Source organism: Vitreoscilla filiformis (assembly GCF_002222655.1).
GTDB lineage: Bacteria > Pseudomonadota > Gammaproteobacteria > Burkholderiales > Burkholderiaceae_C > Ideonella > Ideonella filiformis.
In genome coordinates this window covers 739,699-765,691 of sequence record NZ_CP022423.1, presented here as the reverse complement: position 1 = coordinate 765,691, position 25,993 = coordinate 739,699, and the positions used below count along the sequence as shown (strand labels likewise).

Sequence of the window (25,993 nt, the reverse complement as noted above, 5' to 3'; positions counted from 1 at the left end):
GAAGAAAACGGCCGGCGCGAAGCCGGCCGAAGAACGGGGGGAGTGTCGATCGTCAGCCGTTGACGACGAAGATGTCCGACGCACGCAGCGTGCGAGCGCCCGTGAGTTGGGCGATTTGCACGGCGGCCCCTGCCCCGATGCCATCGGCGTCGAAGGCGAGTGCGCCTGTGGTGTTGTCGTAGAGGAAAACGGCGGCGCGGCTGGTGAGCGTCGAACCCGCCGCTTGGAAATTGGCAGCGGACAGCGCCCCCACCTTCAGCCCGCCGAAGTTGCTGCTGGTGACTTCGATCCGATCCGTGCCGGTGTCAAAGTCGCGGATCGTGGTCACCTCGCTGCGGGTAGCGGTGAAGCTGAACACCTCGGCGTCTGGGGTGGACGTGGACGTCTCGCTGGCAGCCTGGGCCAAACTCGCAGCCCCACTGGACACAACCGCAATCGTGTAAGCCCCCGTGCTGTTGTACCCCTGGGCCGACAGGTAGTAGGTGCCCGTGGCCGATGCCGTGTACGTGATGCGCGAGTTCTTGTTGCTGTCGTTGATGTCGTCGTTGGAGGTCAGTTTGGTGCCGGCGCTGTTCAGCAGGCGCAAGGTGGGATCCAAAGTCGAATCGACATCTGCCGAGAGGGTGAAAACGTAGGTCACCCCCACCTTCAGACGCACCTTCCACCAATCCTGATCCCCGGTCGAATCGATCGCACTGCTGCCCGCCTCGCCGTTGACCGTGAGTGTGGCCGTGGTCGAAGCGCTGCCCGGGATGGTGTCAGCCGCATTGGCGGTGGCCGTCAGCGAATAAGCGCCGGTCGAAGAACCGTAACCCTGGGCCGACAGGTAGAACGTGCCACTCTTGGTCGCCGTGTAGATGATTTGCGCATCGTCGGCTCCGTTGTTGTCATCGTTGTAGGTGAGGAGCACGCCGTTGCTGTCGAGCAGGCGCAGGTAGCTGTCCAACGACGAGTCTGCTGCCGCCTTCAGGTCAAAGGTGTACGTGGTGCCCGACACCAGGGTGACCTTCCACCAGTCTTGGTCGGAGGTGGCGTCCACCGTGCTGCTGCCCGCATCCCCACCGACGGTGAGCACCGCCCGGGTGGCGCGGGTGCCTGGGATGCTGTCGGACGCCGTTGAGGTGGCCGAGATCACATACGCCCCTGTCGAGGCCCCATAACCCTGAGCCGACAGGTAGAACACCCCCGTGGTCTTGGCCGTGTAGGAGATGACCGAGTTTTTGCTGCTGCCACTGTCATCGTTGGAGGCCACTGCGGTGCCATCGCTGTTGAGCAAGCGCAGGTAGGCATCCAGCGGGGAGTCTGCGGCCGCGCTGAGGCGGAAGGTGTAGGCCGTGCCAGCCGTCAGTTCTACTTTCCACCAATCTTGGTCGGTGCTGCTGTCGATCATGCTGGAGCCCTCGGCCCCGCTGATCACCAGCACCGACGTGGTGGTATTGGCGCCGTCGATGATGTCCACCGAGTTGGCTTTGATGGTGTACAACCCGGCCAGCGCATCCCCCGAAGCACCGCTGTTGGACTGCGCCGCCAAGAAATACGTGCCGCTGGTGGTCGCGGTGTAGGTGATGTAAGCGTTGACGGTGCTGCCGTTGCGGTCGTTGTTACTGGCCAGCTCTTGCCCTTCGCTGTTCATCAGCCGCAGGTAGGGATCCAGCGTCGATCCGGTCTGCGGCTTCATCAGGAAGGTGTAGGTGGCCCCAGCGGTCAGGGTGATCTTCCACCAGTCTTGGTCGGTGGCCAAATCGACCACGCTGGCCCCGGCCACACCATTCACATCCAGCGTGACGGTCGATTCGATCGTGCCCGGAATCGCATCCGAAGCCATCGCCGAAATCACGTAATCCCCGGTGACGTCCCGGCTCTGCGCCGACAGGTAGTAGGTGCCGGACGTCGTCGGGGTGTAGATCAACAGCGAATCGCGCAAGGAACCGTTGTCATCGTTGAACGTCACCAAGTTGCCCGATGCGTTCAGCAAGCGCAAGTAGGCATCAATGGACGAACCATCCGCCGCTTGCAGTTGGAATTCGTAGGCCGTGCCGGCAGTCAGGGTCACCTTCCACCAGTCTTGATCGCCCACGGTGTCGATGGTGCTGGTGCCCGTGGTGTTCATGGTCAGCACGGCGGTGGTGTCGGTGGAGCCGGCGATGGCATCCCCGAACGCCTGGATGTTGTAGCTGCCAAACGTGGTGCCAGCCCCCTGGGCAGACAGGTAGTACACCCCAGTGGCCGTGGCCGTGAACGAGATGAGCGAATCTTGTGTGGACGATCCGCTGTCATCGTTGACCACCAACTCCACACCCGTGCTGTTGAGCAAACGCAGGTACGGATCCAAACTGGAGCCCGAGGGGGCTGTGAGCCGGAAGGTGTAGGACGAGCCCGCCGACAGGCGAATGCGCCACCAATCTTGGTCGGCTGACTCGTCAATGTCGCTGGAGCCAGCCGCTCCGTTGACCGTCAGGGATGCCGTGGTGTTGACCGAACCGTCGATGGCGTCCGAACCCACCGACATCACATAGTTCCCCTCCGACCCGCTGTAGCCCTGCGCTGAAACATAGTAAGTGCCGCTGTAGGTCGCGGTGTAGGTCACACGCGCATCCTTGGAGGCCACCGATCCATTGGTGCTGTCATTGCCCGCAGCCAATTGGGTGCCGTCTTGGTCGACCAGGCGCAAGTAGGCGTCGAGCGGAGAGTCCACATCGGCCCCCAAGCGGAAGGTGTAGGTGCGCCCGGCCACCAGGGTGATTTTCCACCAGTCTTGGTCGGTGCCGTAATCGATGGTGCCCGAGCTGGCTGCCCCCGGCGCTGTGCTGAGTTCCGAGGTGGTGGCGGTGGAGCCAGGCACGGCATCGACGATGGTGAACACGTCGTAGGCCCCGAGCGATCCACTGACCCCCTGTGCCGACAGGTAGTAGGTGCCGCTCTGCGTGGCCTCGTAGACAACGCGGGCATTGGCCGTGTCCGATGACTGGTTGTTGTTGGTTTCCAGCACCGCCCCGTTGCCATCAAGCAACCGCAGGTAGGCATCCAAGGACGAGTCCGTCGATGCGGACAGGTAGAACACATAGGTGGTGCCGGCGGTCAGGGTGGCGGTCCACCAGTCTTGGTCGCCGGCATAGTCGATGACGTCGGTGCTGGCCGTGCCATCGAGTCCCACCGTGGACGTGGTTTCCGTCGATCCTGCGATCAAGTCGGTGGTGGCGAACACGGTGTAGTCCCCCGTGGTGCCATCAGCCCCCTGCGCCGACAGGTAGTAGGTGCCACTGGTGGTCGCGGTGTAGGTGATTTTGGCGTCCGTCCCGGAGCTGAACCCACCGTCTCGGGCGCCGACTTGGCTGCCGCTGTCATCGATGAGGCGCAGGAAAGCGTCCAGAGACGAGCCCGCCGAGGCCTTCAGTTCGAACACATAGGTGGTTCCGGCCACCAGGGAGACTTTCCACCAGTCTTGGTCGCCCCTGAAGTCGATGGCGCTGTCGCTGGCGGAGGCGTTGACCGCTTGGATCGATGCGGTCGAGGACGAAGCCACGATGGTGTCGGTGGTGGCGAACAGGGTGTAAGCCCCCGTGGAGGTGCCATTGCCCTGGGCCGAGAGGTAATACGTGCCGCTGCTGCCCGCCGTGAACGTGATCTCGGCATCCGTTGTCGAAGAGGAGGCGTCATTGTTGACGCTGAGCAACGCCCCCGTGCTGCTGAGCACCCGCAGGTACGCATCCAGCGTCGAATCCGTCCCGGCACCGAGCTTAAACGTGTACGTCGTGCCTGCTGTGAGGGTGACTTTCCACCAGTCCTGATCCCCTGCAAAGTCCACGGTGCTTTCGACGGCGGTGGCGTTGAGGGTCACGCTGTCGGTGGTGGCGGTGGAGCCTTTGACCGCATCGAGGGCCTGCACAGACAGCACGTAAGCGCCACTCGTCCCGCTAGCCCCTTGGGCGGACAGGTGGTAAGTGCCGTTGCGGGTCGCGGTGAAGGTGATTTGGGCATCCAGGGCGCCATCGGACGCGGCGTCATTGACCTTCAGTTGCACACCGTTGCTGTCCAACAAGCGCAAGTACGCATCCAACAGCGATCCGCTGCGGGCTTTCAGGTCGAAGGTGTAGGTGGTACCGGCCGAGAGAGTCACCTTCCACCAGTCCTGCTCACCTGCATAGTCCACGGTGCTGTTGGCCGAGTCGTTGATGCCCACGCTGGCGGTCGTGGCGGTAGAGCCCAGGATGGTGTCGGTGGCCAGCACGTCGAGCACGTAGGCGCCGGTTGTGCTGCCGCTGCCTTGGGCTGCAAGGTAGTACGTTCCGTTGGCCGTGGCCGTGAAAGTGATCTGTGCGCTGGATGTGCCACTGGTGGCGTTGTCGTTGCTGGCCACCTGGGTGCCGCTGCTGTTGAGCACCCGCAGGTACGCATCCAGCACCGAACCTGTGCCCGCGTTCAGCTTGAATGTGTACGTCGTCCCCGCTGAGAGGGTGACCTTCCACCAGTCTTGATCGCCCGCAAAATCCACCGTGCTGCCGGATGAACCGTTCACCGCAACGCTGGCGGTTGTGGCAGTGGAGCCTAGGATGGTGTCTGTGGCCAGCACGTCAAGCACGTAGGCGCCGGTTGTGCCGCCGCTGCCTTGGGCTGCAAGGTAGTACGTTCCGTTCGCAGTGGCCGTGACGGTGATCTGCGCGCTGGATGTGCCGCTGGTGGCGTTGTCGTTGCTGGCCACCTGGGTGCCGCTGCTGTTGAGCAACCGCAGGTAGGCATCCAACGTCGAACCCGTGCCCGCGTTCAGCTTGAACGTGTACGTCGTGCCCGCCGACAGCGTCACCTTCCACCAGTCTTGATCGCCCGCAAAATCCACCGTGCTGCTGGCCGTGCCATTGATGACCGCGCTTGATGTCGTCGCCGTCGTGCCCAGCACCGTGTCTGTGGCCACCACCGACAGCGCATAAGCCCCCGTCGATGTGCCGTTGCCTTGTGCGGACAGGTAATAGGTGCCGCTGGTCGTCGCCGTGACCGTGATCTGCGCGTTCTTGTCACCCGTGGCCGCGTCGTTGTTCGCTCCCACCTGGGTACCGCTGCTGTTGAGCAACCGCAGGTAGGCATCCAACGTCGAACCCGTGCCCGCGTTCAGCTTGAATGTGTACGTCGTCCCCGCCGAGAGGGTGACCTTCCACCAGTCTTGATCGCCCGCAAAATCCACCGTGCTGCTGGCCGTGCCATTGATGACCGCGCTTGATGTCGTCGCCGTCGTGCCCAGCACCGTGTCTGTGGCCACCACCGACAGCGCGTAAGCCCCCGTCGATGTGCCGTTGCCTTGTGCGGACAGGTAATAGGTGCCGCTGGTCGTCGCCGTGACCGTGATCTGCGCGTTCTTATCACCCGTGGCCGCGTCGTTGTTCGCTCCCACCTGGGTACCGCTGCTGTTGAGCAACCGCAGGTAGGCATCCAACGTCGAACCCGTGCCCGCGTTCAGCTTGAATGTGTACGTCGTCCCCGCCGAGAGGGTGACCTTCCACCAGTCTTGATCGCCCGCAAAATCCACCGTGCTGCTGGCCGTGCCATTGATGACCGCGCTTGATGTCGTCGCCGTCGTGCCCAGCACCGTGTCTGTGGCCACCACCGACAGCGCGTAAGCCCCCGTCGATGTGCCGTTGCCTTGTGCGGACAGGTAATAGGTGCCGCTGGTCGTCGCCGTGACCGTGATCTGCGCGTTCTTATCACCCGTGGCCGCGTCGTTGTTCGCTCCCACCTGGGTACCGCTGCTGTTGAGCAACCGCAGGTAGGCATCCAACGTCGAACCCGTGCCCGCGTTCAGCTTGAATGTGTACGTCGTCCCCGCCGAGAGGGTGACCTTCCACCAGTCTTGATCGCCCGCAAAATCCACCGTGCTGCTGGCCGTGCCATTGATGACCGCGCTTGATGTCGTCGCCGTCGTGCCCAGCACCGTGTCTGTGGCCACCACCGACAGCGCGTAAGCCCCTGTCGATGTGCCGTTGCCTTGCGCCGACAGGTAATAGGTGCCGCTGGTCGTCGCCGTGACCGTGATCTGCGCGTTCTTATCACCCGTGGCCGCGTCGTTGTTCGCTCCCACCTGGGTACCGCTGCTGTTGAGCAACCGCAGGTAGGCATCCAACGTCGAACCCGTGCCCGCGTTCAGCTTGAATGTGTACGTCGTCCCCGCCGAGAGGGTGACCTTCCACCAGTCTTGATCGCCCGCAAAATCCACCGTGCTGCTGGCCGTGCCATTGATGACCGCGCTTGATGTCGTCGCCGTCGTGCCCAGCACCGTGTCTGTGGCCACCACCGACAGCGCATAAGCCCCCGTCGATGTGCCGTTGCCTTGTGCGGACAGGTAATAGGTGCCGCTGGTCGTCGCCGTGACCGTGATCTGCGCGTTCTTATCACCCGTGGCCGCGTCGTTGTTCGCTCCCACCTGGGTACCGCTGCTGTTGAGCAACCGCAGGTAGGCATCCAACGTCGAACCCGTGCCCGCGTTCAGCTTGAATGTGTACGTCGTCCCCGCCGAGAGGGTGACCTTCCACCAGTCTTGATCGCCCGCAAAATCCACCGTGCTGCTGGCCGTGCCATTGATGACCGCGCTTGATGTCGTCGCCGTCGTGCCCAGCACCGTGTCTGTGGCCACCACCGACAGCGCATAAGCCCCCGTCGATGTGCCGTTGCCTTGTGCGGACAGGTAATAGGTGCCGCTGGTCGTCGCCGTGAATGTGATCTGCGCGTTTTTGGTGCCCGTGGCTGCGTCGTTGTTCGACAGCATCTGGGTGCCGCTGCTGTTGAGCAACCGCAGGTAGGCATCCAACGTCGAGCCCGTGCCCGCGTTCAGCTTGAACGTGTACGTCGTGCCCGCCGACAGCGTCACCTTCCACCAGTCTTGATCGCCCGCAAAATCCACCGTGCTGCTGGCTGAACCGTTCACCGCCACGCTGGCGGTCGTCGCCTTCGTTCCCAGCACCGTGTCCGTCGCCGCCACCGACAGCGCGTAAGCTCCCGTGGTGCTGTTGTAACCCTGCGCCGACAGGTAATACGTGCCACTAACTGTGGCTTTGACCGTGATCTGTGCGTTCTTGGTGCCCGTAGCCGCGTCGTTGTTCACCCCCACTTGGGTGCCGCTGCTGTTGAGCAACCGCAGGTAGGCATCCAGCGTCGAGCCCGTGCCCGCGTTCAGCTTGAACGTGTACGTCGTGCCCGCCGACAGCGTCACCTTCCACCAGTCTTGATCGCCCGCAAAATCCACCGTGCTGCTGGCTGAACCGTTCACCGCCACGCTGGCGGTCGTCGCCTTCGTTCCCAGCACCGTGTCCGTCGCCGCCACCGACAGCGCGTAAGCTCCCGTGGTGCTGTTGTAACCCTGCGCCGACAGGTAATACGTGCCACTAACTGTGGCTTTGACCGTGATCTGTGCGTTCTTGGTGCCCGTAGCCGCGTCGTTGTTCACCCCCACTTGGGTGCCGCTGCTGTTGAGCAACCGCAGGTAGGCATCCAACGTCGAACCCGTGCCCGCGTTCAGCTTGAACGTGTACGTCGTGCCCGCCGACAGCGTCACCTTCCACCAATCCTGATCACCTGCTGTATTGACCGCACTGGAAGCCGACCCCGTCACACTCACACTCGCCGTCGTGGCGGTCGAGCCGAGGATGGTGTCGGAGGACGCTTGTGCCAGCTCAGCCTGGGCAACTTTCCAACCCGCGATGGACATCATGAACCTTTCGATCTTTTGCTGAACTTAATGGCAAATGACCGCATCGGGTGGATTCGCCAAACCTTAGAAACATTTCTCACAAAATCAGACATTTGATTTACAAACCACGTCTGACATAACAGGCACCAAAGTCCCGCCCCATTTTCCGATTCTCATCCAGACCAAGCAAGCCAAGGCTTCCGGCTCACGCGGCCTCAAGTGTGGGGCACACCGAACCTACACTGCCGCCCGCACCAACCCGGTGCCTTTGCAGGAGTCTGTCATGAGCTTCATCCCTCATTGGCGCGAAGTCCCGGCCGAGCCGGGCCGCGTCGTCGCCCCCGACGAACGGCTGGCCTGGCCACAAACCGTGGCCTTGGGCTTTCAGCACGTCATCGCCATGTTCGGCGCCACCGTCTTGGCACCGCTGTTGATGGGGTTTGACCCCAACGTCGCCATCCTCACCTCTGGCGTGGGGACGCTGATTTTCTTCGCCTTGGTCGGTGGCCAAGTGCCCAGTTACCTCGGCTCCAGTTTCGCCTTCATCGGCGTGGTGATCGCTGCCACCGGCTATGCGGGCCAGAGCGGCCCCAACCCCCACATCGGCCTGGCCTTGGGCGGCATCATGGCCTGCGGCGCGCTCTACACCTTGTTCGGTGTGCTGGTGAAGTTTGCAGGCACTCGCTGGATCGAGCGCCTCATGCCCCCCGTCGTGACCGGCACCGTGGTGGCGGTGATCGGCTTGAACTTGGCCAGCGTTCCCATCAAAAACATGGCCCCGACGGACTTTGACAAGTGGATGCAAGCCCTGACCTTCCTGTGCGTCGGCTGGGTGGCCGTGCGCACATCGGGCATGGTGCAACGGCTGCTGATTTTGGTCGGCCTGCTGCTGGCCAGCGTCCTCTATGCGGTGCTGACCAACGGGCTGGGCCTGGGCAAACCCATCGACCTCGGTGCCCTGGCCGCCGCACCCTGGCTGGGTATGCCGAATTTTGCGGCCCCCGTGTTCGATGGCAACGCCATGCTGCTCATCGCCCCCGTGGCGCTGATTTTGGTGGCGGAAAACCTCGGCCACATCAAGGCCGTCAGCGCCATGACCGGGCGCAACTTGGACGACAAGATCGGCTGCGCGTTTGTCGGCGACGGGGTGGCCACCATGGTGTCGGGCGCCATCGGTGGCTCGGGCGTCACCACCTACGCGGAAAACATCGGCGTGATGGCCGCCACGCGCATCTATTCGAGTGCGATGTTCGTGGTGGCAGCGGGTGTGGCCATCGTGCTGGGCTTTTCGCCCAAGTTCGGCGCGCTGATCCAGACCATCCCGCTGGCGGTGATGGGGGGCGTGTCCATCGTGGTGTTCGGCCTGATTGCCGTGGCCGGCGCCAAAATCTGGGTGGACAACCGCGTGGACTTCCGCGAAAACGCCAATTTGCTGGTGGCCGCCATCCCCCTGATCCTGGGCACCGGGGACTACACGCTGCAATTCGGCAGCTTCGCGCTGGGCGGCATCGGCACCGCGACGTTCGGCGCCGTGCTGCTGCACGCCCTACTGGGGCGCAAGCCCTGAGCGCGGCGCCCGAGCCCCAAAAATAGCGGTGCCCACGCGCACCCAGGTCGCGCCCTCCAACACGGCGGCTTCCAAGTCGGCACTCATGCCCATCGACAGGGTATCGAGCGCCAGACCCTGGGCCTGAAGTTGCATCAGACACGCATGGAGCCGCCGGTGGGGCTCGCGCTGCGCGGCCTCAGAATCCGCAGGTTCCGGAATGGCCATCAGCCCACGCAGTTGCAAACGCGGCAGCACGGCCACCGCTTGTGCCAACGCGGCCACTTCATGAAGCGGCACGCCGCTTTTGCTCAACTCACCACTGACGTTGACTTGCAAACACACCTGGAGCGGCGGCAACCACACGGGCCGCTGCTCACTCAGACGCTGAGCAATCTTGAGCCGATCGACGCTGTGAACCCAGTCGAACGCTTCGGCCACGACACGGGTCTTGTTGCTTTGCAGCGGGCCAATGAGGTGCCACGCCAATTCGGAGCGCACATCGGCCAAAGCGTGGATTTTGTCCAACGCTTCTTGAACGTAGTTTTCACCAAAAGCCCGCTGCCCTGCGGCATACGCCGCCCGCACAGCCTCAGCCGAACAAGTTTTGCTCACCGCCAGCAAGCCAACCGCTTGCGGGGCACGCCCAGCACAGGTCGCCGCACGCGCCAGGCGCTGGCGCACGGCCTCAAGGTTCTCAGCGATACTCAACATGATTTCCCGAGCATAAGCCAGCGCCCGCTGGCGCCACTGTGTTGGAACGCATTCATGGACATCACGCAACTGCTTGCTTTTTCTGTCAAGAACAAAGCCTCCGACTTGCACCTCTCCGCTGGCTTGCCGCCGCTGATTCGCGTCCACGGAGACGTGCGGCGCATCAACGTCGAGCCCCTGGATCACAAGCAGGTGCATGCGCTGATCTACGACATCATGAACGACACCCAGCGCAAGGAGTACGAAGAAAACCTGGAGTGTGACTTCAGTTTCGAAATCCAAGGGCTGGCGCGCTTTCGGGTCAACGCATTCCACCAGCAGCGCGGTGCCGCAGCGGTGTTGCGGACAATCCCGTCCAAGATCCTGTCGCTCGAACAGCTCAACTCGCCGCCGATTTTCTCCAAAATCGCTCTGTCGCCACGCGGCGTGGTGCTGGTCACGGGGCCGACGGGCTCCGGCAAATCGACCACGATGGCGGCCATCCTCGACTATCTGAACACCAACGAGTATGGTCACATCCTCACCCTCGAAGACCCGATCGAGTTTGTGCATGAGCCCAAAAAGTGCCTGGTGAATCAGCGCGAAGTCGGGCCCCACACGCACAGCTTCGCCAACGCGCTCAAATCCGCCCTGCGCGAAGACCCGGATGCGATTCTGGTGGGGGAAATGCGGGACTTGGAAACCATCCGCCTGGCCCTGACCGGCGCCGAAACCGGCCACTTGGTGTTCGGCACACTGCACACCTCCAGCGCCGCCAAAACCATTGACCGGATCGTGGACGTGTTCCCCGCCGAAGAAAAAGCGATGGTGCGCTCGATGCTCTCCGAATCGCTGGTGGCCATCATTTCCCAGACGCTGTGCAAAACCAAGGACGGCAATGGCCGTGCCGCCGCGCACGAAATCATGGTGGGCACGCCCGCCCTGCGCAACCTGATCCGCGAGGGCAAGATCGCCCAGATGTATTCGGCCATCCAAACCGGCCAAAGCCTGGGCATGCAGACCCTGGATCAAGCGCTGGCCGACTTGGTGCGGCGCAACAAAATTTCCGTCGAGGAAGCGCGCTCCAAAGCCAAATTCCCGGAAAACTTCCCCGGTTAACCCCTTTCCACGGATGACGCATGGAACGCGACCAGGCTTCAAAATTCATCAATGATTTGCTGCGGCTGATGATCAGCCGAGGCGGCTCGGACTTGTTCATCACCGCCGACTTCCCGCCGGCCATGAAGTTGGACGGCAAGGTTACGCGGGTGTCCCCCACGCCGCTGACCGGGGCGCACACCATGATGCTGGCCCGCGCCATCATGAACGACAAGCAAGCCAGCGAGTTCGAAAGCACCAAGGAGTGCAACTTCGCCATTTCGCCGGGCGGCATTGGCCGTTTTCGCGTGAACGCCTTTGTGCAACAAGGGCAAGTGGCGATGGTGTTGCGTGTCATCCCGACCAAGTTGCCCAACTTGGAGGACATGAAACTGCCGCCGATCATCAAAGAAGTGTCAATGACCAAGCGCGGCTTGATCATCTTGGTGGGCGGCACGGGTTCGGGCAAATCCACCACCTTGGCGGCCATGGTGGACTGGCGCAACGAGCACGCTTGCGACCACATTTTTACGATCGAAGATCCGATTGAATTTGTGCATCCGCACAAGAATTCGATCGTCTCGCAGCGCGAAGTGGGCATTGACACAGCCAACTGGGAAGCCGCGCTGAAGAATGCCCTGCGCCAAGCCCCCAACGTGGTGCTGATGGGCGAAATCCGCGACCGCGAAACCATGGAAATGGCGGTGGGTTTTGCCGAAACCGGCCACTTGTGCATGGCCACGCTGCACGCCAACAGCGCCAACCAAGCGCTGGATCGCATCATCAACTTCTTCTCCGAAGAACGGCGCGAGCAGTTGCTGATGGATTTGTCGCTCAACATGAAGGCCCTGATTTCACAGCGCCTGGTGCCACGCGAAGATGGTCGGGGGCGGATGGCCGCGATCGAAATTTTGCTCAACACCCCGCTGGCGTCGGACTTGATTTTCCGGGGGCAAATCGGCGATCTCAAGGATTTGATGAAGCGCTCGCGTGAGGTAGGCATGCAAACCTTCGACCAAGCGCTGTTCGACCTGTACGAAAACCACAACATCAGCTACGAAGAAGCTTTGCGCAACGCCGACTCGGTCAACGATCTGCGCTTGCAGCTCAAGCTCAATGGCAAACGCAACCGCAGCAGTGACCTGAATTCGGGCACGGAACACCTGAAAATCGTTTGAGATCGGGCATCGTCATGAACATTCCCCCGCGCACATACGCCCCAGTGACACCGCACCGTGTGGCCTTCCTGGGGCTGGGTGTGATGGGTGGCCCGATGGCTGCTCATCTGCACCGGGCTGGGCACGAGGTCTGCGTCTACAACCGCACAGCGGCCAAGGCCCAGGCTTGGGTGGCGGCCTTCGGTGGTCGCTGTGCGGCCACGCCTGGCGAAGCGGCGCAGGGTGCCCAAATCGTGTTCGCCTGTGTCGGCAACGACGACGATCTGCGCGCCGTCACCCTCGGGCCGCAGGGGGCGTTCGCCGGCATGGCGCCCGGGGCGATTTTTGTGGATCACACCACGGCGTCGGCTGAGGTGGCGCGTGAGTTGTCGGCCCAGGCGCAGGCCCTTGGTTTGCACTTCATCGATGCCCCTGTTTCCGGTGGGCAAGCGGGGGCCGTCAACGGCATGCTCACGGTGATGTGCGGTGGCAACGCCGAACCCTTCGACGCCATGAAACCCGTGGCCTTGGCGTTTGCTCGCGCAGTCACCCATGTGGGCGCCAGCGGGGCCGGGCAACTGGCCAAGATGGTGAATCAGATTTGCATCGCTGGTCTGGTGCAGGGCCTGTCCGAAGCGATTGCGTTCGGCGAGCGGGCGGGGCTGGACATGCACCAAGTGCTCGACGTCATCGGCCAAGGCGCCGCGCAAAGCTGGCAACTCGACAACCGAGGCCACACCATGGTCGATGACCGCTTCGACTTCGGTTTTGCCGTGGACTGGATGCGCAAAGACCTGGGCCTGGTGCTGCAAGAAGCCCGACGCAACGGCGCTCGCTTGCCGGTCACCGCTCTGGTGGATCAGTTTTACGCCGACGTGCAAACCCTGGGCGGCGGACGCTGGGACACCTCCAGCCTCATCAAACGCCTGCGCTGATCGGCGCCACCGGGCGCCGCTGGCTCACGGGTTCTGGGTTTGGCCGGAACCCAGACGCAGGTTGAGCACATCGTCCGTGCTCAGAATCTCCACCGCCTGCACCACCTTGCGCACCCCCGACACATTGCGCGCCAGCGCCACGGCCCGGTCGGCCTCGGCTTGGGTGGCCAGCCCCATCAGGTACACCACCCCGCGTTCCGTCACCACCTTGAACGCGCCTGGGTTGACGTTCTGCGACTCCAGCAGCGCAGCGCGCACCCGAGTGGTCAGCAGTGCGTCTTGAGAGCGTTCTCCCAGCGAGCTGGGAAAGCCGACCACCGATTCGTTGATGACCGAGCGCACTTGCTCAACCGAGGCCACCAACTCGGCCACGGCGTCGCGCTCGGGCGCCGTCATCACCTCACCGGTGATGAGCACCACCCGGTTGAACGAGGTGACGTTCAGATGGTACGACCGGCCATTCATGAAGGTGCGCACCCGCCCCGACGCCTTGAGTTCAATCGACTCATCCTCCAATTGGGTGCCTGCCGAGCGGCGATCGGCATTGACCATCACCCCCCCAGCGGCCATGCCACCCACCACCAACAGCGGCGCCACGCACCCGCTGTTCAAGGCACTGGCCAGCAGCAAGGAGGAAATCCAGAAACGACGCGGGAACATCATGGCTATCACTCATCAGAACGTGAACACGATGAGGCGTTGGCACCGACGCTTGCGCGCCCGCTCAACCCGCCTCGCCCAGAAGTTGCAGATCAATGGCGTCACACAGCGCGTGCATGACCAGCCCATGCAGCTCACGCACACGCAGCGGACGCTCGTGCGCAACGGGAATCCAGACATCGGTTTCGGCCAGCGCATCCGGCCAGTGTCCGGGCTCACCCCCTGTCAGCAAGATGACGCTGAGATCGCGGGCGTGGGCCTCCGCCACCGCCGCCAGCAAGCGGACGTCGTCCCCCACGGTGCCGGCGAACACCACCAGCAAGTCGCCCGGCTGCCCCAGGGTGCGGATCTGGGTGGCCAGCTCGTCCTCGGGCGCCACCGCCGTGGTCCAGCGCGAGCCCTCCAACAGCAGCGCCGGCAGCCCCGGGCGCTCACGCTCGAATCCGTGCATCAACGCGGCGCACAGCCCTTGGGCCAGCGAAACGTCGACGCGCTGGGCACACACCAGCAGCTTGCCGCCGGCGGTCAAGCAGGCCACAGCGGCCTCAGCCGCCTCGGTCACCGGGCCAGCCAGGATGTCGGCCACCTGGTTGATCAGGTCGGCGGATTCAAAGAAAAAGTGCTGCACATGGGCTTCGAGCATGGCCGGGATCATAAGCGGCCCACTCCCTGCACCTCGAAGGCCGCTGGCAGCCACTCCAACACGCCAGCCGTGATCGCCACCACATCGAAGCGACACGGCGGCCAGCACGGCACCCCTCGCAGGTAGTGCTGCGCGGTCCAAATCAAGCGCCGCTGCTTGGCGGCGTTCACGCTGGCCGCCGCTCCGCCGTACCCGGCCTGCACACGTGCCCGCACCTCGACAAACACCAGCGTGCCGTCGCGGTCCCGCATGATCAAGTCGATCTCGCCCCCCAGCCGGCCAGGCCCCCGCGCCACCTGATAATGCCGCCGCACCAGCGACAGCCCCTGGTGCTCTAGGTAGGCCAGCGCCCGATCTTCGGCTTGTTGTCCCGTGGCTTGTCGCCGCGCTGCGGCCTCTGTTTGCTTTTTGTCCATGATTGCTCCCACCTCGGCCCCCACAGGCTTTTCGCTGGTGCAGGCTGCCGCCGCAGCGGCGGCGCACCAGAACTTCCCGCCAGCCACGCTGTACATGGTGGCCACGCCCATCGGCAACTTGGCAGACTTCAGTTTGCGGGCCATCCACGTTTTGGCTTTGGTGGACGCCATCGCTTGTGAGGACACACGTGTCAGCGCCGGATTGCTGCGCCATTTGGGGGTGGACAAACCGCTCTTGGCCCTCCACGAGCACAACGAGTCCAGCGCGGCCCCTCGGGTGCTGGAGCGGCTGGGGCGGGGTGAGCGCGTCGCCTATGTCAGCGACGCGGGCACCCCCGCCATTTCCGACCCGGGTGCCGCCTTGTGCGCCCAAGCCCAGGCCGCTGGTTTTCGGGTGATGCCCCTGCCCGGAGCCAGCAGCGGCGTGACACTGCTGAGTGCCGCCGGGGACGCGCACGCCGCCACCCAGGGGCTGGGGTTCAGTTTTGTGGGTTTCTTGCCGGCCAAAGGCGCGTCACGACAAGCGCAGTTGGAGGCGGCCCTGCAACGCTCGGGCAGTGTGCTGCTGCTGGAAGCTCCCCACCGCATCGAAGACTTGGCCCAGCGCCTGGCCGACACCGCCCCCCAACGCCGCGTCACGTTGGGGCGCGAGCTGACCAAGCAGTTTGAGCAAATCCACACCCTGCTGGCGGTCGATCTGCCGGCTTGGCTGGGGGCCGATGCACAGCGGCTCAAGGGGGAATTCACCCAGGCCATTCATGCGGAAGCGCCGCCCGATGTGGCCGATGCGCCGCCCGCCGTCCCCGACACCGCCTTGCACGTCCTGCGTGTGCTGCTGGCGGAACTGCCACTCAAGCAAGCGGTCAGTTTGGCGACCCAAATCACCGGGGTGGCGCGCAATCCGCTCTACCAAGCGGCGCTGCAACTGCGTGAAGCCCCAGAGGCGCCCGCCCCGTGACGCGCCACCCCCCATGCAACAATGAACCACCGCCCAGAGGATCGCCCCGGATCGCCCATGAGCCACACTGAATCGCCCCCACCTCGCGCCTTTCGGACCACCAGCGGCCCCGCGTTGCCCCGAACGCGGCTGATCGATCCCCGGGAGGAAACCCCCAGCCCCGCCAACCGGCGCCTGATGGGCCGGCGAGGCACCGACACCCCAGGCACCTACCCGGCGGCCCACCTGTTGGTCGAGCACTGCTTGCCCCTGCATGCCCGCTTGGCCTTGGTGCAGGGGTGGTTGGTCGATCCCGCACGCCAGATCGCAGCTTTACAGGCCACTGGGGAAGCGCCTGCCTCTGACGCGCCTCCCATCCCCCTGGCCCCGAGCCCCAGCACCCACACCCGCCTGGATGTGGACGCCGGCATGCGCACCCACTATGCCCAAAGCGGGTACGTTCTGGCCGAAGGCACGGCCATGGGGTTTTGCGCCTTGGTGCCTCTGGCGTCCGACCGCACCACGGTGTCGCTGCAAGCGCTGCGGGTGGCAGGCCCTCCTCTGAGCTGGGAGTTGCCCGTGTGCGACAACCCCCAGGCTTTGCAGACCTTGTTGACGCCCCACATGCTGCAAAGCTGGCTGTTGCCCGCCCTGGGTGATTTGCTGCACGACGACGAGCTGCGCACCGACTTGGCCCCCCTGCTGGCCCGGGTGCCTCCCGAAGTGATGACCATCACGCCCACGCCAGCGCGTTTGAAAATTGAACACGCCGTGCGCATCGGGTCGGGGTTGTTCATTTCGGGTTGGAGTTTTGACGCCCATGGTCGTCCCACCCCCGGCGGTCTGCTGGTGCAAGCCCAAGCGGCGGGCGCCCCGCTGCTGATGGCCGCCACCAGCCGCATGAGCCGGCCCGACGTGGTCGCCTCCCTCAGCCAAGAGCGCCATTTGCCGGATCCCAACGTCGGCTTCATCGCCTGGCTGCCGGACACCCAAGACAGCCCCACGGCCACCACTTGGCGTTTCTGGCATCTGGACGGCCAAGGTGGCTTGGCCGGCTGCACCGCCGAAGTCACCCCCGACACCGATCCCGACGTGGCCGCTCGCTTGCTGCACCTGGTGCCCGTCACGGCACCGCACATGCGCCAGTTGTATGACCTGCATTTGGGCCCGGCCCTGGAGCAGTTGTTCACCCGCCAGCGGCGCACCTCGCGCCCGCAAGTGCAGACCTTGCAGTTCGGGCCTGTGGTGGCCGACCCGCCGGTGAGCCTCATCATCCCGCTGTATGGCCGCTGGGACTTCATCGAATACCAACTCGCGCTGTTCCGCCAAGACCCCGAACTGCGCCAGCACGAGCTGATTTATTTTGTGGACGATCCCTCGATCCACGATGCCATCGTGGATTACTGGCGCAGCACCTGGCCGCTCTACGAGGTGCCCTTCACCTTGGCTTATGCCGGTGAAAACTTGGGCTTTGCGGGGGCCAACAATGCGGCCATCTCGGTGGCGAGGGGGCGCGAAGTGCTGCTGCTCAACTCGGACATCATCCCCACCACCCCGGGTTGGCTGGGTCGGCTGCGCGAGGTGCTGGCGTCCCAGCCTGACATCGGCATGGTCGGGCCGGCGCTGCTGTACAGCGACGAGTCGGTGCAGCACGCTGGCATGGTGTTCGAGCGCTACCCGCACTGGGGTGGGTTGTGGACCAACCTGCACCCCGGCAAGGGCTGGCCCGCCGCCTGGATGCTGGACGGCCCCACCCGCGAAGTGCAAGCCCTCACCGGCGCGTGTGTGCTGATGGCGCGTGAGCTCTACCAGCGCGTCGGGGGATTGGATGAAGGGTACATCCGGGGGGATTTCGAGGATTCGGATCTGTGCCTCAAGGTGCGCGCCTTGGGCTTGAAACCCTACTTGGTGCCGGATGCACGGCTTTACCACCTGGAACGCCAATCCCAGGGATTGCGCGCACAAGTCACCACCCGCATGCTGCTGACGCTTTTCAACTGCTGGCGCCACAGCCGTCGCTGGGACGACGCCATCACCCGCCTGACCCAGGAGCTGCCCGCATGAAGCCGACCCGTGTCTTGATCATCGCGCACGGCCACCCCGACTTCAGCCGTGGCGGGGCCGAACAAGCCGCTTACGATGAATTCCGGACGCTTCAGCAAGTGCCGGGCGTCGAACCCTTTTTGCTGGCGCGGGCCCCGTTGCACATGGGCCATGGTGGCACGCCATTTTCTGTTCACCGAGAACCCGGCGAGTATTTGTTCCACTCCGACATGGGGGATTATTTTCGCCTGTCCCAGCCCATCAAACACATGGTGTGGTCGGGTTTCCGGCGTTTCTTGGAGCATTTGAAACCGGATGTGGTGCATTTTCACCACTATATGCAGCTCGGCGTGGAATTGCTAAGCGAAGCCCGGCGCACCCTGCCCCAAGCGCAAATCCTGCTGACCCTGCACGAATTCTGGGCGCTGTGCCACCGTGAGGGCCTGATGGTGCGCACCAACCAGCAGCTCTGCGAAGAATCCTCGCCCCGGCGCTGCCACCAGTGCTTCCCGGAATATTCACCTGAGGATTTTCTGCTGCGCCAGCGTTTCATCCAAGCCCATTTGGCTGGGGTGGATCATTTTATTGCGCCGAGTGAATTCCTGCGGCAGCGTTATATCCAATGGGGTTTGCCCGCCGACCGCCTGCACATGATCGAAAATGGCCAAGCGTTCGCCCTGCACGCCGCCGACGATCGCCCCGGCAGTCGCCCGGCGCACAACTTTGCGTTTTTCGGCCAAATCAACCGCTGGAAAGGCTTGGATGTGCTGCTGGAAGCCATGCGCATCGTGCTGGAGCGCCGCCCCGAGGACGCACCGTTGCCGATGCTCAATGTCCACGGCGCCAACCTGGAACACCAAGCGCCCGAGGTGCGCCAAGCCATCGAAGCGAAACTCGAAGCCTTGCAGCCGCATGTGCAATTCCACGGCCCCTACCGCAAGGAGGACTTGCAAACGCTCATGGACGGGATTGGCTGGGTCATCGTGCCGTCCATCTGGTGGGAGAACAGTCCCTTGGTGATCCAGGAGGCGTTCAGCCTGGGCCGGCCCGTGATCGCAGCCAACATCGGAGGCATGGCCGAAAAGGTTCGCCACAACGTGGACGGCTTGCATTTCCGCGCCCGCGATCCAGCGGCGCTGGCCTCGACGCTGGAGCAGGCCCTGGACGATCCCGCCCTGTGGCCACGCCTGCGCGCCGGCATCCGTCCGCCACCGGACATCCGCACCCAAGTGGCCCAGGTGTTGCGCTTGACTGGCGTGCCAGCGGCGTCTCCCTGACCCCTGGCCTGCGAACAGCCCGCCCCCCATGGATCTGCCTGCCCCGCGTTCACAGCGCATCGGTGATTGGCTGGTCGCGCACGGTGCGCTTCAACCCGATGACATCCCCCGGGTGCTGACCTACCAAGCCACGCACCCCGTGCGTTTCGGCGAAGCGGCCCTGGCCCTGGGCCTGGTGACCCCCCAGGGGATACAGCAAGCGTTGGCTTGCCAGTTTGGCCATGTCGTGGCCAGCCCCGAACGGTGCCAGCGCAGCCCCGAGTTGACCCTGTTGCACCAGCCCCACGGCCTGCACGCCGAATCGATCCGGGCGACCCGGGCGCAGTTGCTGCTGCGCATGGCCACGGGCCCCCAAGACGTGAGCACACACTTACGAACCTTGGCGGTGGTGAGTGCCGAATCTGGCGAAGGGCGTACCCGGTTGGCGGCCAACCTCGCGGTGTCGCTGGCCCAACTGGGCCGGCGCACCTTGCTCATCGACGCCGACTTGCGCCGGCCACGCCAACACCAGGTGTTCGACCTCCCTGGACCCCATGGCGGGTTGGCCGCGCTGTTGGCCGATCCGAGCGCTGCCGAGGCCATTCAAGCCGTGGATGACATGGCACCGTTGTTCGTCCTGCCCAGTGGCACGGTGCCTGTTCATCCGTTGGAGCTGCTGGAGAGTCCGGGTTTCACGGCCCTGTTGGCCGAGCTGAGTCAACGCTTCGACCACATCGTGTTGGACACCCCCGCCTACACCACCGGCTCCGACGTGCTGGCCATCTGCGCACGCTGCCAGGCTTCGCTGTTGGTGGTGCGCCCGCAGCACACCCGCACCCGCCATGCCCGGGCGCTGATCGACGCCTTGCGCCACAGCGGCACTTTGATGTTAGGGACGGTGATCCATGATTTCTGAATCCAAATGGCAGAAATATCCGAGCCACGTGGCTACAATTTTTCCAGCCATGCCCGTGGATCACGGCGCCGAAAAAATCGCTCATTCACCTCAACGAGGAATACTCATGCAACAGCAATCTTCACGGCACAACGGGCGGATCTCCGGGATGTGGGCCACCACCGTGCTGCTGGCCACCACTTTTGCCCTGACAGGCTGTGGCGGCGGGGAAGAGAAAAATGATCCCACCCAAGTCGCTGCCCGGGTCAACGGCCAAGACGTCACCGTTCACCAACTGAATTTCCGGCTGCAACAGGCCCGCCTGCGCCCCGAAGATACCGAAGAGGCCAGCAAAGTGTTCCTGAATCAGCTCATCGACCAAGAGCTGGTGGTGCAAAAAGCCCTGGATCAAAAACTCGATAAAACCCCGCGTGTTTTACAAGCCCTGGAAGCAGCCCGGCGCGAGGTGCTGGCACGAGCGTATGTCGAGCAGGTGACGGCCAATCCGCTGCGCCCGCAGGAAAATCAAATCAAGCAGTATTATCAAGACCATCCTGAGCTGTTCTCTAAGCGTCAGATTTATTTGTTGCAAGAGTTTGTGCTGCCCAACGTTCCGCAGGAAAAAATCGAGGAAGTGCGCCGGCAAGCGCTCAGCGCCAAATCCCCCAGTGAGTTCGCCAACTGGGTGAAATCCTCGGATCTGCGGGCCAACAGCAGCGCCGCCCAGCGACCCGCCGAACAAATCCCCATGGATCTGCTGACCAAACTGGCCGCCCTCGGCGATGGCTCGGCCCTGGTCGTGCAGGACAAGGGCCCGGCCATGCGCATCCTGTTCCGTTCGGCCAGCCGCCCCGACCCGGTGGACTTCGAGCGCGCACGCCCCGCCGTCGAGCAGTTCTTGGTCAACATGGCCCGCCGGGACACCCTGAACAACGACCTGCGCCTGCTGCGCGAATCGGCCAAGGTCGAATACCAAGGCAAGTTTTCGGGCATGAAATTCCAGGTGGAATCCGCGTCGTCCCCCGCCTCTGGCGTGACGCTGCAACCCACCACGGAAGCCGCTTCCCAAGTGCAACTGTCCAACCCCACCACGGGGGGCACCACCGTCAGCCTGCCCGGGCAGACCAGCCCCAGCATCCAAGTGTCTTTGCCGGACGTGGCCTCACAGCCGCAGAAGTGATCCACTTCTTCCAGCCCTGAATGCCCATGAACCCCTGCCGTTCCCCTTTCCCCTCCCGCGTCGTCCCCCGGCTCCGGCCCTTGCTGGGCGCCGGGCTGCTGGGCCTGGCCTTGTCTGGCGGGTGGGCCACCTCCGCCTGGGCGGCAGGGACGGCTTTGCCGGCTGCCGCCCCCGCGCCAGCCACCCTGGCTGGCACCGAGGGTTACCGCCTCGGCGCTGGCGACATGATCCGCATCACCGTCTACCAAAGCACCGACTTGTCGCTGGAGACCCGGCTCACCGAGGCGGGCACCATTTCCTATCCGCTGCTGGGCACGGTTCACTTGGGCGGGCTCACCCTGCCGGAAGCCGAAACCCGCCTCAGCAAGGCTCTGCAACAGGGCGGACTGCTGCGTAACCCCCAGGTGTCGATCCTGGTGACCCAGGTGCGTGCCAACCAAGTCAACGTGCTGGGCATGGTCGGGCGGCCAGGGCGCTACCCGCTGGACGTCGCCGGCATGCGTCTGACCGAGGTGCTCGCCTTGGTCGGCGGGGTGCTGGAAAGCGGCAGTGACACCCTGGTGTTGCTGGGCAAACGCAACGGCCAGCTTCAGCGCCAAGAAATCGACGTGCCGACGTTGTTTTCAGGTGTCGGCCTGCCGCAAGATCCAGAGATCATGCCGGGGGATGTCGTTTGGGTGGATCGGGCGCCCCAGTTGTACCTGACCGGGGAGATCGGGCGCCCCGGCCCCCTGCGCCTGACCCGCAACATGACCCTGCGTCACGCGCTGGCCGCCGGTGGCGGTATCACCCAACGGGGCACGCTGCGTGGCTTGACCATCCACCGCACCACGCCACAGGGAACCATCACCCTCACCAACCCCTCCATGGACGAGTTGCCACAGGATGGCGACGTGATCGTCATTCAAGAGAGCCTGTTCTGACGCCATGTCCCTGGTGAACTTGCCCCGTCTGCTCGCCGTGCTGCGAGCCCGTTGGGTGCTGCTGGTGCTGCCCCTGGTGGCAGCGCTGTGCGTCACGGCCGCTGTGGTCGCGACGCGCCAGCCCATCTACAAGGCCACAGCCTCCATCATCATCAATGGTCGCCAAGACCCGGTCGCCATGCTGACTGGCGGCGGGCCCAACATTTTCACGGTCGAACTGGACATCCTCGGCAGTGACAAAGTCGCCCAGCGTGTGGTGAGGAACCTGAAACTCACCGAAAGTGGGTTGCGCCAAATCTGGCAGAACGACCCCAGCGCTGCCACCGTGCCGCCCGAGGTGTGGATCGCCAATTTCCTGCGCGTGGGCCTGGAGATCGTCCCGCCGAAGACGACCACCAGCAACATCATCAACATCAGCTACACCGCTGGCGATCCGAAGTTTGCCGCCCAGGTGGCCAACGCCTTCGTGCGGGCCTACATGGAAACCTCGATCGAACTCAAGATCGAACCCGCCAACCAGTACAGCCGTTTTTTCACCGCCCAACTGAACGACGCCCGCAGCACCCTGGAACAGGCCCAAGCGCGACTCTCCCGCTTCCAGCAAGAAAAAGGCTTGGTGTTCACCGACGAACGCATGGACGTGGAAACCGCCCGCCTGACCTCGTTGGGCCAGGAATTGGCCAGCATCCAAACCGCCCGCACCGACTCGATGAGCCGGGAAAACCAGGCGTTCAACAACACCGCCCACTCGCAGGACGTGCAGAACAACGGGCTGGTGTCCTCGCTCAAAACCCAACTGAACCAAGCCGAGGCCCGCGTCAACGAGCTGACCCAGCGTTACGGCGAAAACTACCCGCAACTCCAAGAAGCCCGCGCCACCGTGCGTGATCTGCGTAAGCGTCTGGAGACCGAGAGCCGCAACGTCGCGGGCACGCTCAGCAGCAACGTGGCGGTGCAAGCGTCACGCGAAGCCGAAGTGCGCGCCCAACTGGAGGCCCAGCGCCAGCGCGTCATGCAACTCAAAGAGGTGCGTGACGAAGGCTCGGTGCTGGCGCGTGATGTCGAAAACGCCCAGCGCAGTTACGACGCTTTGTTCAACCGCACCCGGCAAAACGAATTGGAGAGCAAAAACCAGCTCAGCACCGTCACCTTCCTGACCGAAGCCACGCCTTCTCCGGTGCCGGTCAAGCCGACCAAAACGTTGGTCAAAGGGGTGGCGGTCGGTCTGAGTTGCGGGCTGTTCCTCATTCTGCTGATGGAGTACTACGACCGGCGGCTACGCACTACGTCGGACGTGATTTTCGATCTGGGGCTGCCCGTGGTCGGACTGATTCCCTCGGCTGTGCCCCGGGCGCAGTGGTACCAGCGGCTGACTGGCCCCACCTCGCCCCCCCCACCGCCCGATGACCCGCAGAGGCCCGGATGAGTTCAGCGCCTCAGCCCTTGGTGCTGCTGTCCGAGCCTGAGCGCGATGCCGCAGAACCGGGACTGGCAGCGGAGGCGCTTCTCCAGGAGGTTTGCGCCCTGTCGCCAACCCAGTGGGCCCACATTCGCCAACACCGGCAGGCCCACGACAGCACACCAGAAGCGGCGGCCCTGGCCCTCGGGCTGATCCGCCCTGAAGAGGCGCTGCAAGTCCAAGCGTGGCAACAGCGCCACGCCCATTGGCAGGTTGCTGCCCAGCGCCCCCACGCGGATTGGGTGATGCGCACCCAACCCCAAGGGCCGCAAGCTGAAGCGTTCCGCCGAGTGCGCAGCCATTATTTGCTCCACGTTCGGCAGCGTGGTGGGCGCCGGCCATTGGCCGTGGTCAGCCCCGATGTTCAGGATGGGCGCTCGTTCTTTTGTGCCAACCTGGCGGCTTCGCTGGCCCAGCTCGATGGCCGGGTGCTGTTGATCGACGCCAACCTGCGCCGCCCCCGGCTGCACGAGGTGCTGGCGGTCAGCGATCACACCGGCTTGTCGGATGTGCTGGCGGGTCGCCATCACCGGCGCGTGGTGCAAGCGGCACCAGGCTGGGCGCAACTGTTCGTTGTGCCCGTGGGCCCGACCCCACCCAACCCCGCAGAATTGATCGAAAGTCCAACGTTCGCACGGCTGCTGCAAGAAGCCAACGAACGCTTTGACCATGTGCTGGTCGACACCCCCGCCTGTGCCATGGGCATGGACGCCATCGTCACGGCGGCCCGCTGCGGCTCGGCCTTGATCGTCTCGCGCTGTGGTGCCAACAAAACCAGCGACCTGCAAGACCTGAGCGCCGCCCTCAAAGCCGCGCAAGTGGACACTGTCGGCGTCGTCCTCAACGATCACTGAAACCCCGCCTCGCCATGACCGATCCCACCGCTGCCCGCTGGCACCCACGGTTTGCCCCCCATCACACCCTTTGGTGGATCGTCGTGGCCGGCATGGCTGCGCTGTACATCCCGACGCTGATCGACTTGTTCCGCACCGTGTGGGCCACCGACGAACAAGGCCACGGCCCCATTGTGTTGGCCATCAGCGTGTGGTTGCTGTGGCGCGACTGGCCGCACATCACCGCTGCCACCCACACCCCACCCCGCCGCGCCACCTGGGGCTGGGTGTTGTTGGGCCTGAGCCTCTTGGTTTACGTGTTCGCCCGCTCGCAGCGTGTGCAAAGCCTGCAAGTGCTCTCTAGCATTGGCACCCTCAGTGCCTGCCTGTTTTTGCTGAGGGGACGCGGGGCGTTGCGTGCGGCCTGGTTCCCGTTGTTTTTCATGATTTTCATGGTGCCGCTGCCCGCCATCTTGGTGGACACGGTGACACAGCCGATGAAACTGGCCGTGTCCTCCGTGGCCATGACGGTGCTGGACATGGCGAATTACCCGATCGCCCGCAGCGGGGTGATCCTGCAACTGGGCCCGTACCAATTGCTGGTGGCCGACGCCTGCGCGGGCTTGCACACCTTGTTCACACTGGAAGCGATGGGTTTGCTCTACCTGAACGTGGTGCGCTCGGCCTCGGCGTTCCGCAACATCACCTTGGCCATCTTGATCGTGCCGATCTCGTTTGTGGTCAACGTGATTCGGGTGATCGTGCTGGCCCTCATCACGTTCTACTTGGGGGACGCGGCAGGCCAAGGCTTCCTGCACGGCTTTGCTGGCATGGTGCTGTTCATGACGGCGCTGCTGCTCATCATGAGCTTGGACGGCACGCTGCATTGGCTGGATCGCCGCTTCGGCCAAGCCGCATCCCCGGCCTCTCCCTCGACCGATTCTGAGAAAGCGTCCCATGAGTGATCTTGAACGCCGTCGGGCCTGGCTGGCTGCGGCGGCCATGGGGCTGGCTGCCGTGGGTGGCCAGGCCTTGGTGCCGACCAAACGCCTGTCCGAGCTGCGCGGCCCGATCGAGCTGAAGCGCAACACCCCGCTGAGTTTTGCCGATTGGCGCGTGGACACCGCTGCCGCCGGGGTGCTGGTCAACCCACAGACCCAAGCCTTGCTGGATCGGCTGTACACCGAAATCCTGGAGCGCACCTACGTCAATTCGAAGGGCCAACGCATCATGCTGTCCATGGCCTACGGGGCGGATCAGTCCGACCCGAGCGTGCAGCTCCACTATCCCGAAGTGTGCTATCCGGCGCAAGGCTTCAAGGTCGAGCGGATGCACGAAGGCTGGATCGCGCTGCCGCCGGGTCGGTTGCACGTCAAACGGGTTGAAACCCAATACGCCAATCAGCGGTTTGAGCCCGTCACCTACTGGACGATGATGGGCGACATGCAATCCTTGGATCTGTTCGCCAAGCGGTTGGCGGAGTTGCGCCACGGGCTGCGCGGTGAAATCGTCGATGGCGTGCTGATCCGCGTGTCGTCGATCAACACGGACAGCGCCGCCGCTTTCGCCCTGCAAGACCGTTTTATCACCGATTTGGTGGCCGCCCTGGCCCCCGCCTTCCGCCACCGTTTGACGGGGTTTTAATGC

Annotated in this window: 19 protein-coding genes; 14 read left to right on the top strand and 5 right to left on the bottom strand. The window is 64.0% G+C overall.

Translation table 11 applies throughout. The features are described 5' to 3' along the window. Positions 1-52 precede the first annotated feature (52 nt). Positions 53-7,693 carry a beta strand repeat-containing protein gene (locus tag VITFI_RS03560; protein WP_089415809.1) on the bottom strand — a complete coding sequence of 2,547 codons (7,641 nt, stop codon included), beginning with the start codon at positions 7,691-7,693 and terminating at the stop codon, positions 53-55. A gap of 262 nt (positions 7,694-7,955) precedes the next feature. On the opposite strand from VITFI_RS03560, the gene VITFI_RS03555 reads away from it, so the two are divergent. After that, entirely contained in the window at positions 7,956-9,239 is a 1,284-nt protein-coding gene (locus VITFI_RS03555; protein ID WP_089415808.1) for a solute carrier family 23 protein, read from the top strand. Here the strand turns inward: VITFI_RS03555 and VITFI_RS03550 are convergent. Beyond that, positions 9,219-9,932 (bottom strand): YggS family pyridoxal phosphate-dependent enzyme, encoded by a 714-nt coding sequence (locus VITFI_RS03550; RefSeq protein WP_089415807.1) that lies wholly within the window; start codon positions 9,930-9,932, stop codon positions 9,219-9,221. The genes VITFI_RS03555 and VITFI_RS03550 overlap by 21 nt on opposite strands. Positions 9,933-9,986: 54 nt before the next feature. Here VITFI_RS03550 and VITFI_RS03545 point away from each other — a divergent pair, with 54 nt between their 5' ends. From VITFI_RS03545 to VITFI_RS03535, 3 genes are read left to right on the top strand one after another with little or no spacing between them, the layout of a single operon-like run. Then, positions 9,987-11,030: a type IV pilus twitching motility protein PilT gene (locus tag VITFI_RS03545; protein ID WP_089415806.1), complete on the top strand. Its 1,044-nt coding sequence runs from the start codon at positions 9,987-9,989 to the stop codon at positions 11,028-11,030. A gap of 20 nt (positions 11,031-11,050) precedes the next feature. Beyond that, a complete protein-coding gene (locus tag VITFI_RS03540) occupies positions 11,051-12,187 on the top strand; it encodes a PilT/PilU family type 4a pilus ATPase (RefSeq protein ID WP_089415805.1) in 1,137 nt (378 codons plus the stop codon). A 14-nt stretch (positions 12,188-12,201) separates the two neighbouring features. Continuing rightward, a complete protein-coding gene (locus tag VITFI_RS03535) occupies positions 12,202-13,101 on the top strand; it encodes an NAD(P)-dependent oxidoreductase (RefSeq protein WP_089415804.1) in 900 nt (299 codons plus the stop codon). A 24-nt stretch (positions 13,102-13,125) separates the two neighbouring features. Here the strand turns inward: VITFI_RS03535 and VITFI_RS03530 are convergent, their stop codons facing one another. From VITFI_RS03530 to VITFI_RS03520, 3 genes are all read right to left on the bottom strand, one after another. After that, positions 13,126-13,764 carry a BON domain-containing protein gene (locus VITFI_RS03530; RefSeq protein WP_089415803.1) on the bottom strand — a complete coding sequence of 213 codons (639 nt, stop codon included), beginning with the start codon at positions 13,762-13,764 and terminating at the stop codon, positions 13,126-13,128. A 61-nt stretch (positions 13,765-13,825) separates the two neighbouring features. Further along, a complete protein-coding gene (locus tag VITFI_RS03525) occupies positions 13,826-14,404 on the bottom strand; it encodes an SIS domain-containing protein (RefSeq protein ID WP_089417947.1) in 579 nt (192 codons plus the stop codon). A gap of 8 nt (positions 14,405-14,412) precedes the next feature. Beyond that, a complete protein-coding gene (locus tag VITFI_RS03520) occupies positions 14,413-14,820 on the bottom strand; it encodes a YraN family protein (protein ID WP_089415802.1) in 408 nt (135 codons plus the stop codon). Between VITFI_RS03520 and rsmI the strand changes: the two genes are divergently transcribed. From rsmI to epsI, 10 genes are all read left to right on the top strand, one after another. Continuing rightward, entirely contained in the window at positions 14,819-15,778 is a 960-nt protein-coding gene (gene rsmI, locus VITFI_RS03515; protein ID WP_089415801.1) for a 16S rRNA (cytidine(1402)-2'-O)-methyltransferase, read from the top strand. The genes VITFI_RS03520 and rsmI overlap by 2 nt on opposite strands. 57 nt (positions 15,779-15,835) lie before the next feature. Next, a complete protein-coding gene (locus VITFI_RS03510; RefSeq protein ID WP_157725546.1) occupies positions 15,836-17,821 on the top strand; it encodes a glycosyltransferase in 1,986 nt (661 codons plus the stop codon). Continuing rightward, positions 17,818-19,077, top strand: a complete 1,260-nt coding sequence (locus VITFI_RS03505) for a glycosyltransferase family 4 protein (RefSeq protein WP_089415799.1) — start codon at positions 17,818-17,820, stop codon at positions 19,075-19,077. The genes VITFI_RS03510 and VITFI_RS03505 overlap by 4 nt, the downstream gene beginning before the upstream one ends. Positions 19,078-19,105: 28 nt before the next feature. Further along, positions 19,106-19,972 carry a CpsD/CapB family tyrosine-protein kinase gene (locus tag VITFI_RS03500; protein ID WP_089415798.1) on the top strand — a complete coding sequence of 289 codons (867 nt, stop codon included), beginning with the start codon at positions 19,106-19,108 and terminating at the stop codon, positions 19,970-19,972. 106 nt (positions 19,973-20,078) lie between these two features. Beyond that, complete coding sequence (locus VITFI_RS03495; protein WP_157725545.1) at positions 20,079-21,131, top strand: EpsD family peptidyl-prolyl cis-trans isomerase; 1,053 nt, start codon at positions 20,079-20,081, stop codon at positions 21,129-21,131. A gap of 20 nt (positions 21,132-21,151) precedes the next feature. Continuing rightward, positions 21,152-22,054, top strand: coding sequence for a polysaccharide export protein EpsE (gene epsE, locus VITFI_RS03490; protein ID WP_089415796.1), 903 nt, complete (start codon positions 21,152-21,154; stop codon positions 22,052-22,054). A 4-nt stretch (positions 22,055-22,058) separates the two neighbouring features. Then, a complete protein-coding gene (locus tag VITFI_RS03485) occupies positions 22,059-23,480 on the top strand; it encodes a GNVR domain-containing protein (protein ID WP_089415795.1) in 1,422 nt (473 codons plus the stop codon). Next, a complete protein-coding gene (locus VITFI_RS03480) occupies positions 23,477-24,367 on the top strand; it encodes a polysaccharide biosynthesis tyrosine autokinase (protein WP_089415794.1) in 891 nt (296 codons plus the stop codon). Before VITFI_RS03485 ends, VITFI_RS03480 begins: the two co-directional genes overlap by 4 nt. A 14-nt stretch (positions 24,368-24,381) precedes the next feature. Next, entirely contained in the window at positions 24,382-25,311 is a 930-nt protein-coding gene (xrtB, locus tag VITFI_RS03475; RefSeq protein WP_089415793.1) for an exosortase B, read from the top strand. Beyond that, positions 25,304-25,990, top strand: coding sequence for an exosortase-associated protein EpsI, B-type (gene epsI, locus VITFI_RS03470; protein WP_089415792.1), 687 nt, complete (start codon positions 25,304-25,306; stop codon positions 25,988-25,990). Before xrtB ends, epsI begins: the two co-directional genes overlap by 8 nt. Positions 25,991-25,993: the final 3 nt, after the last annotated feature.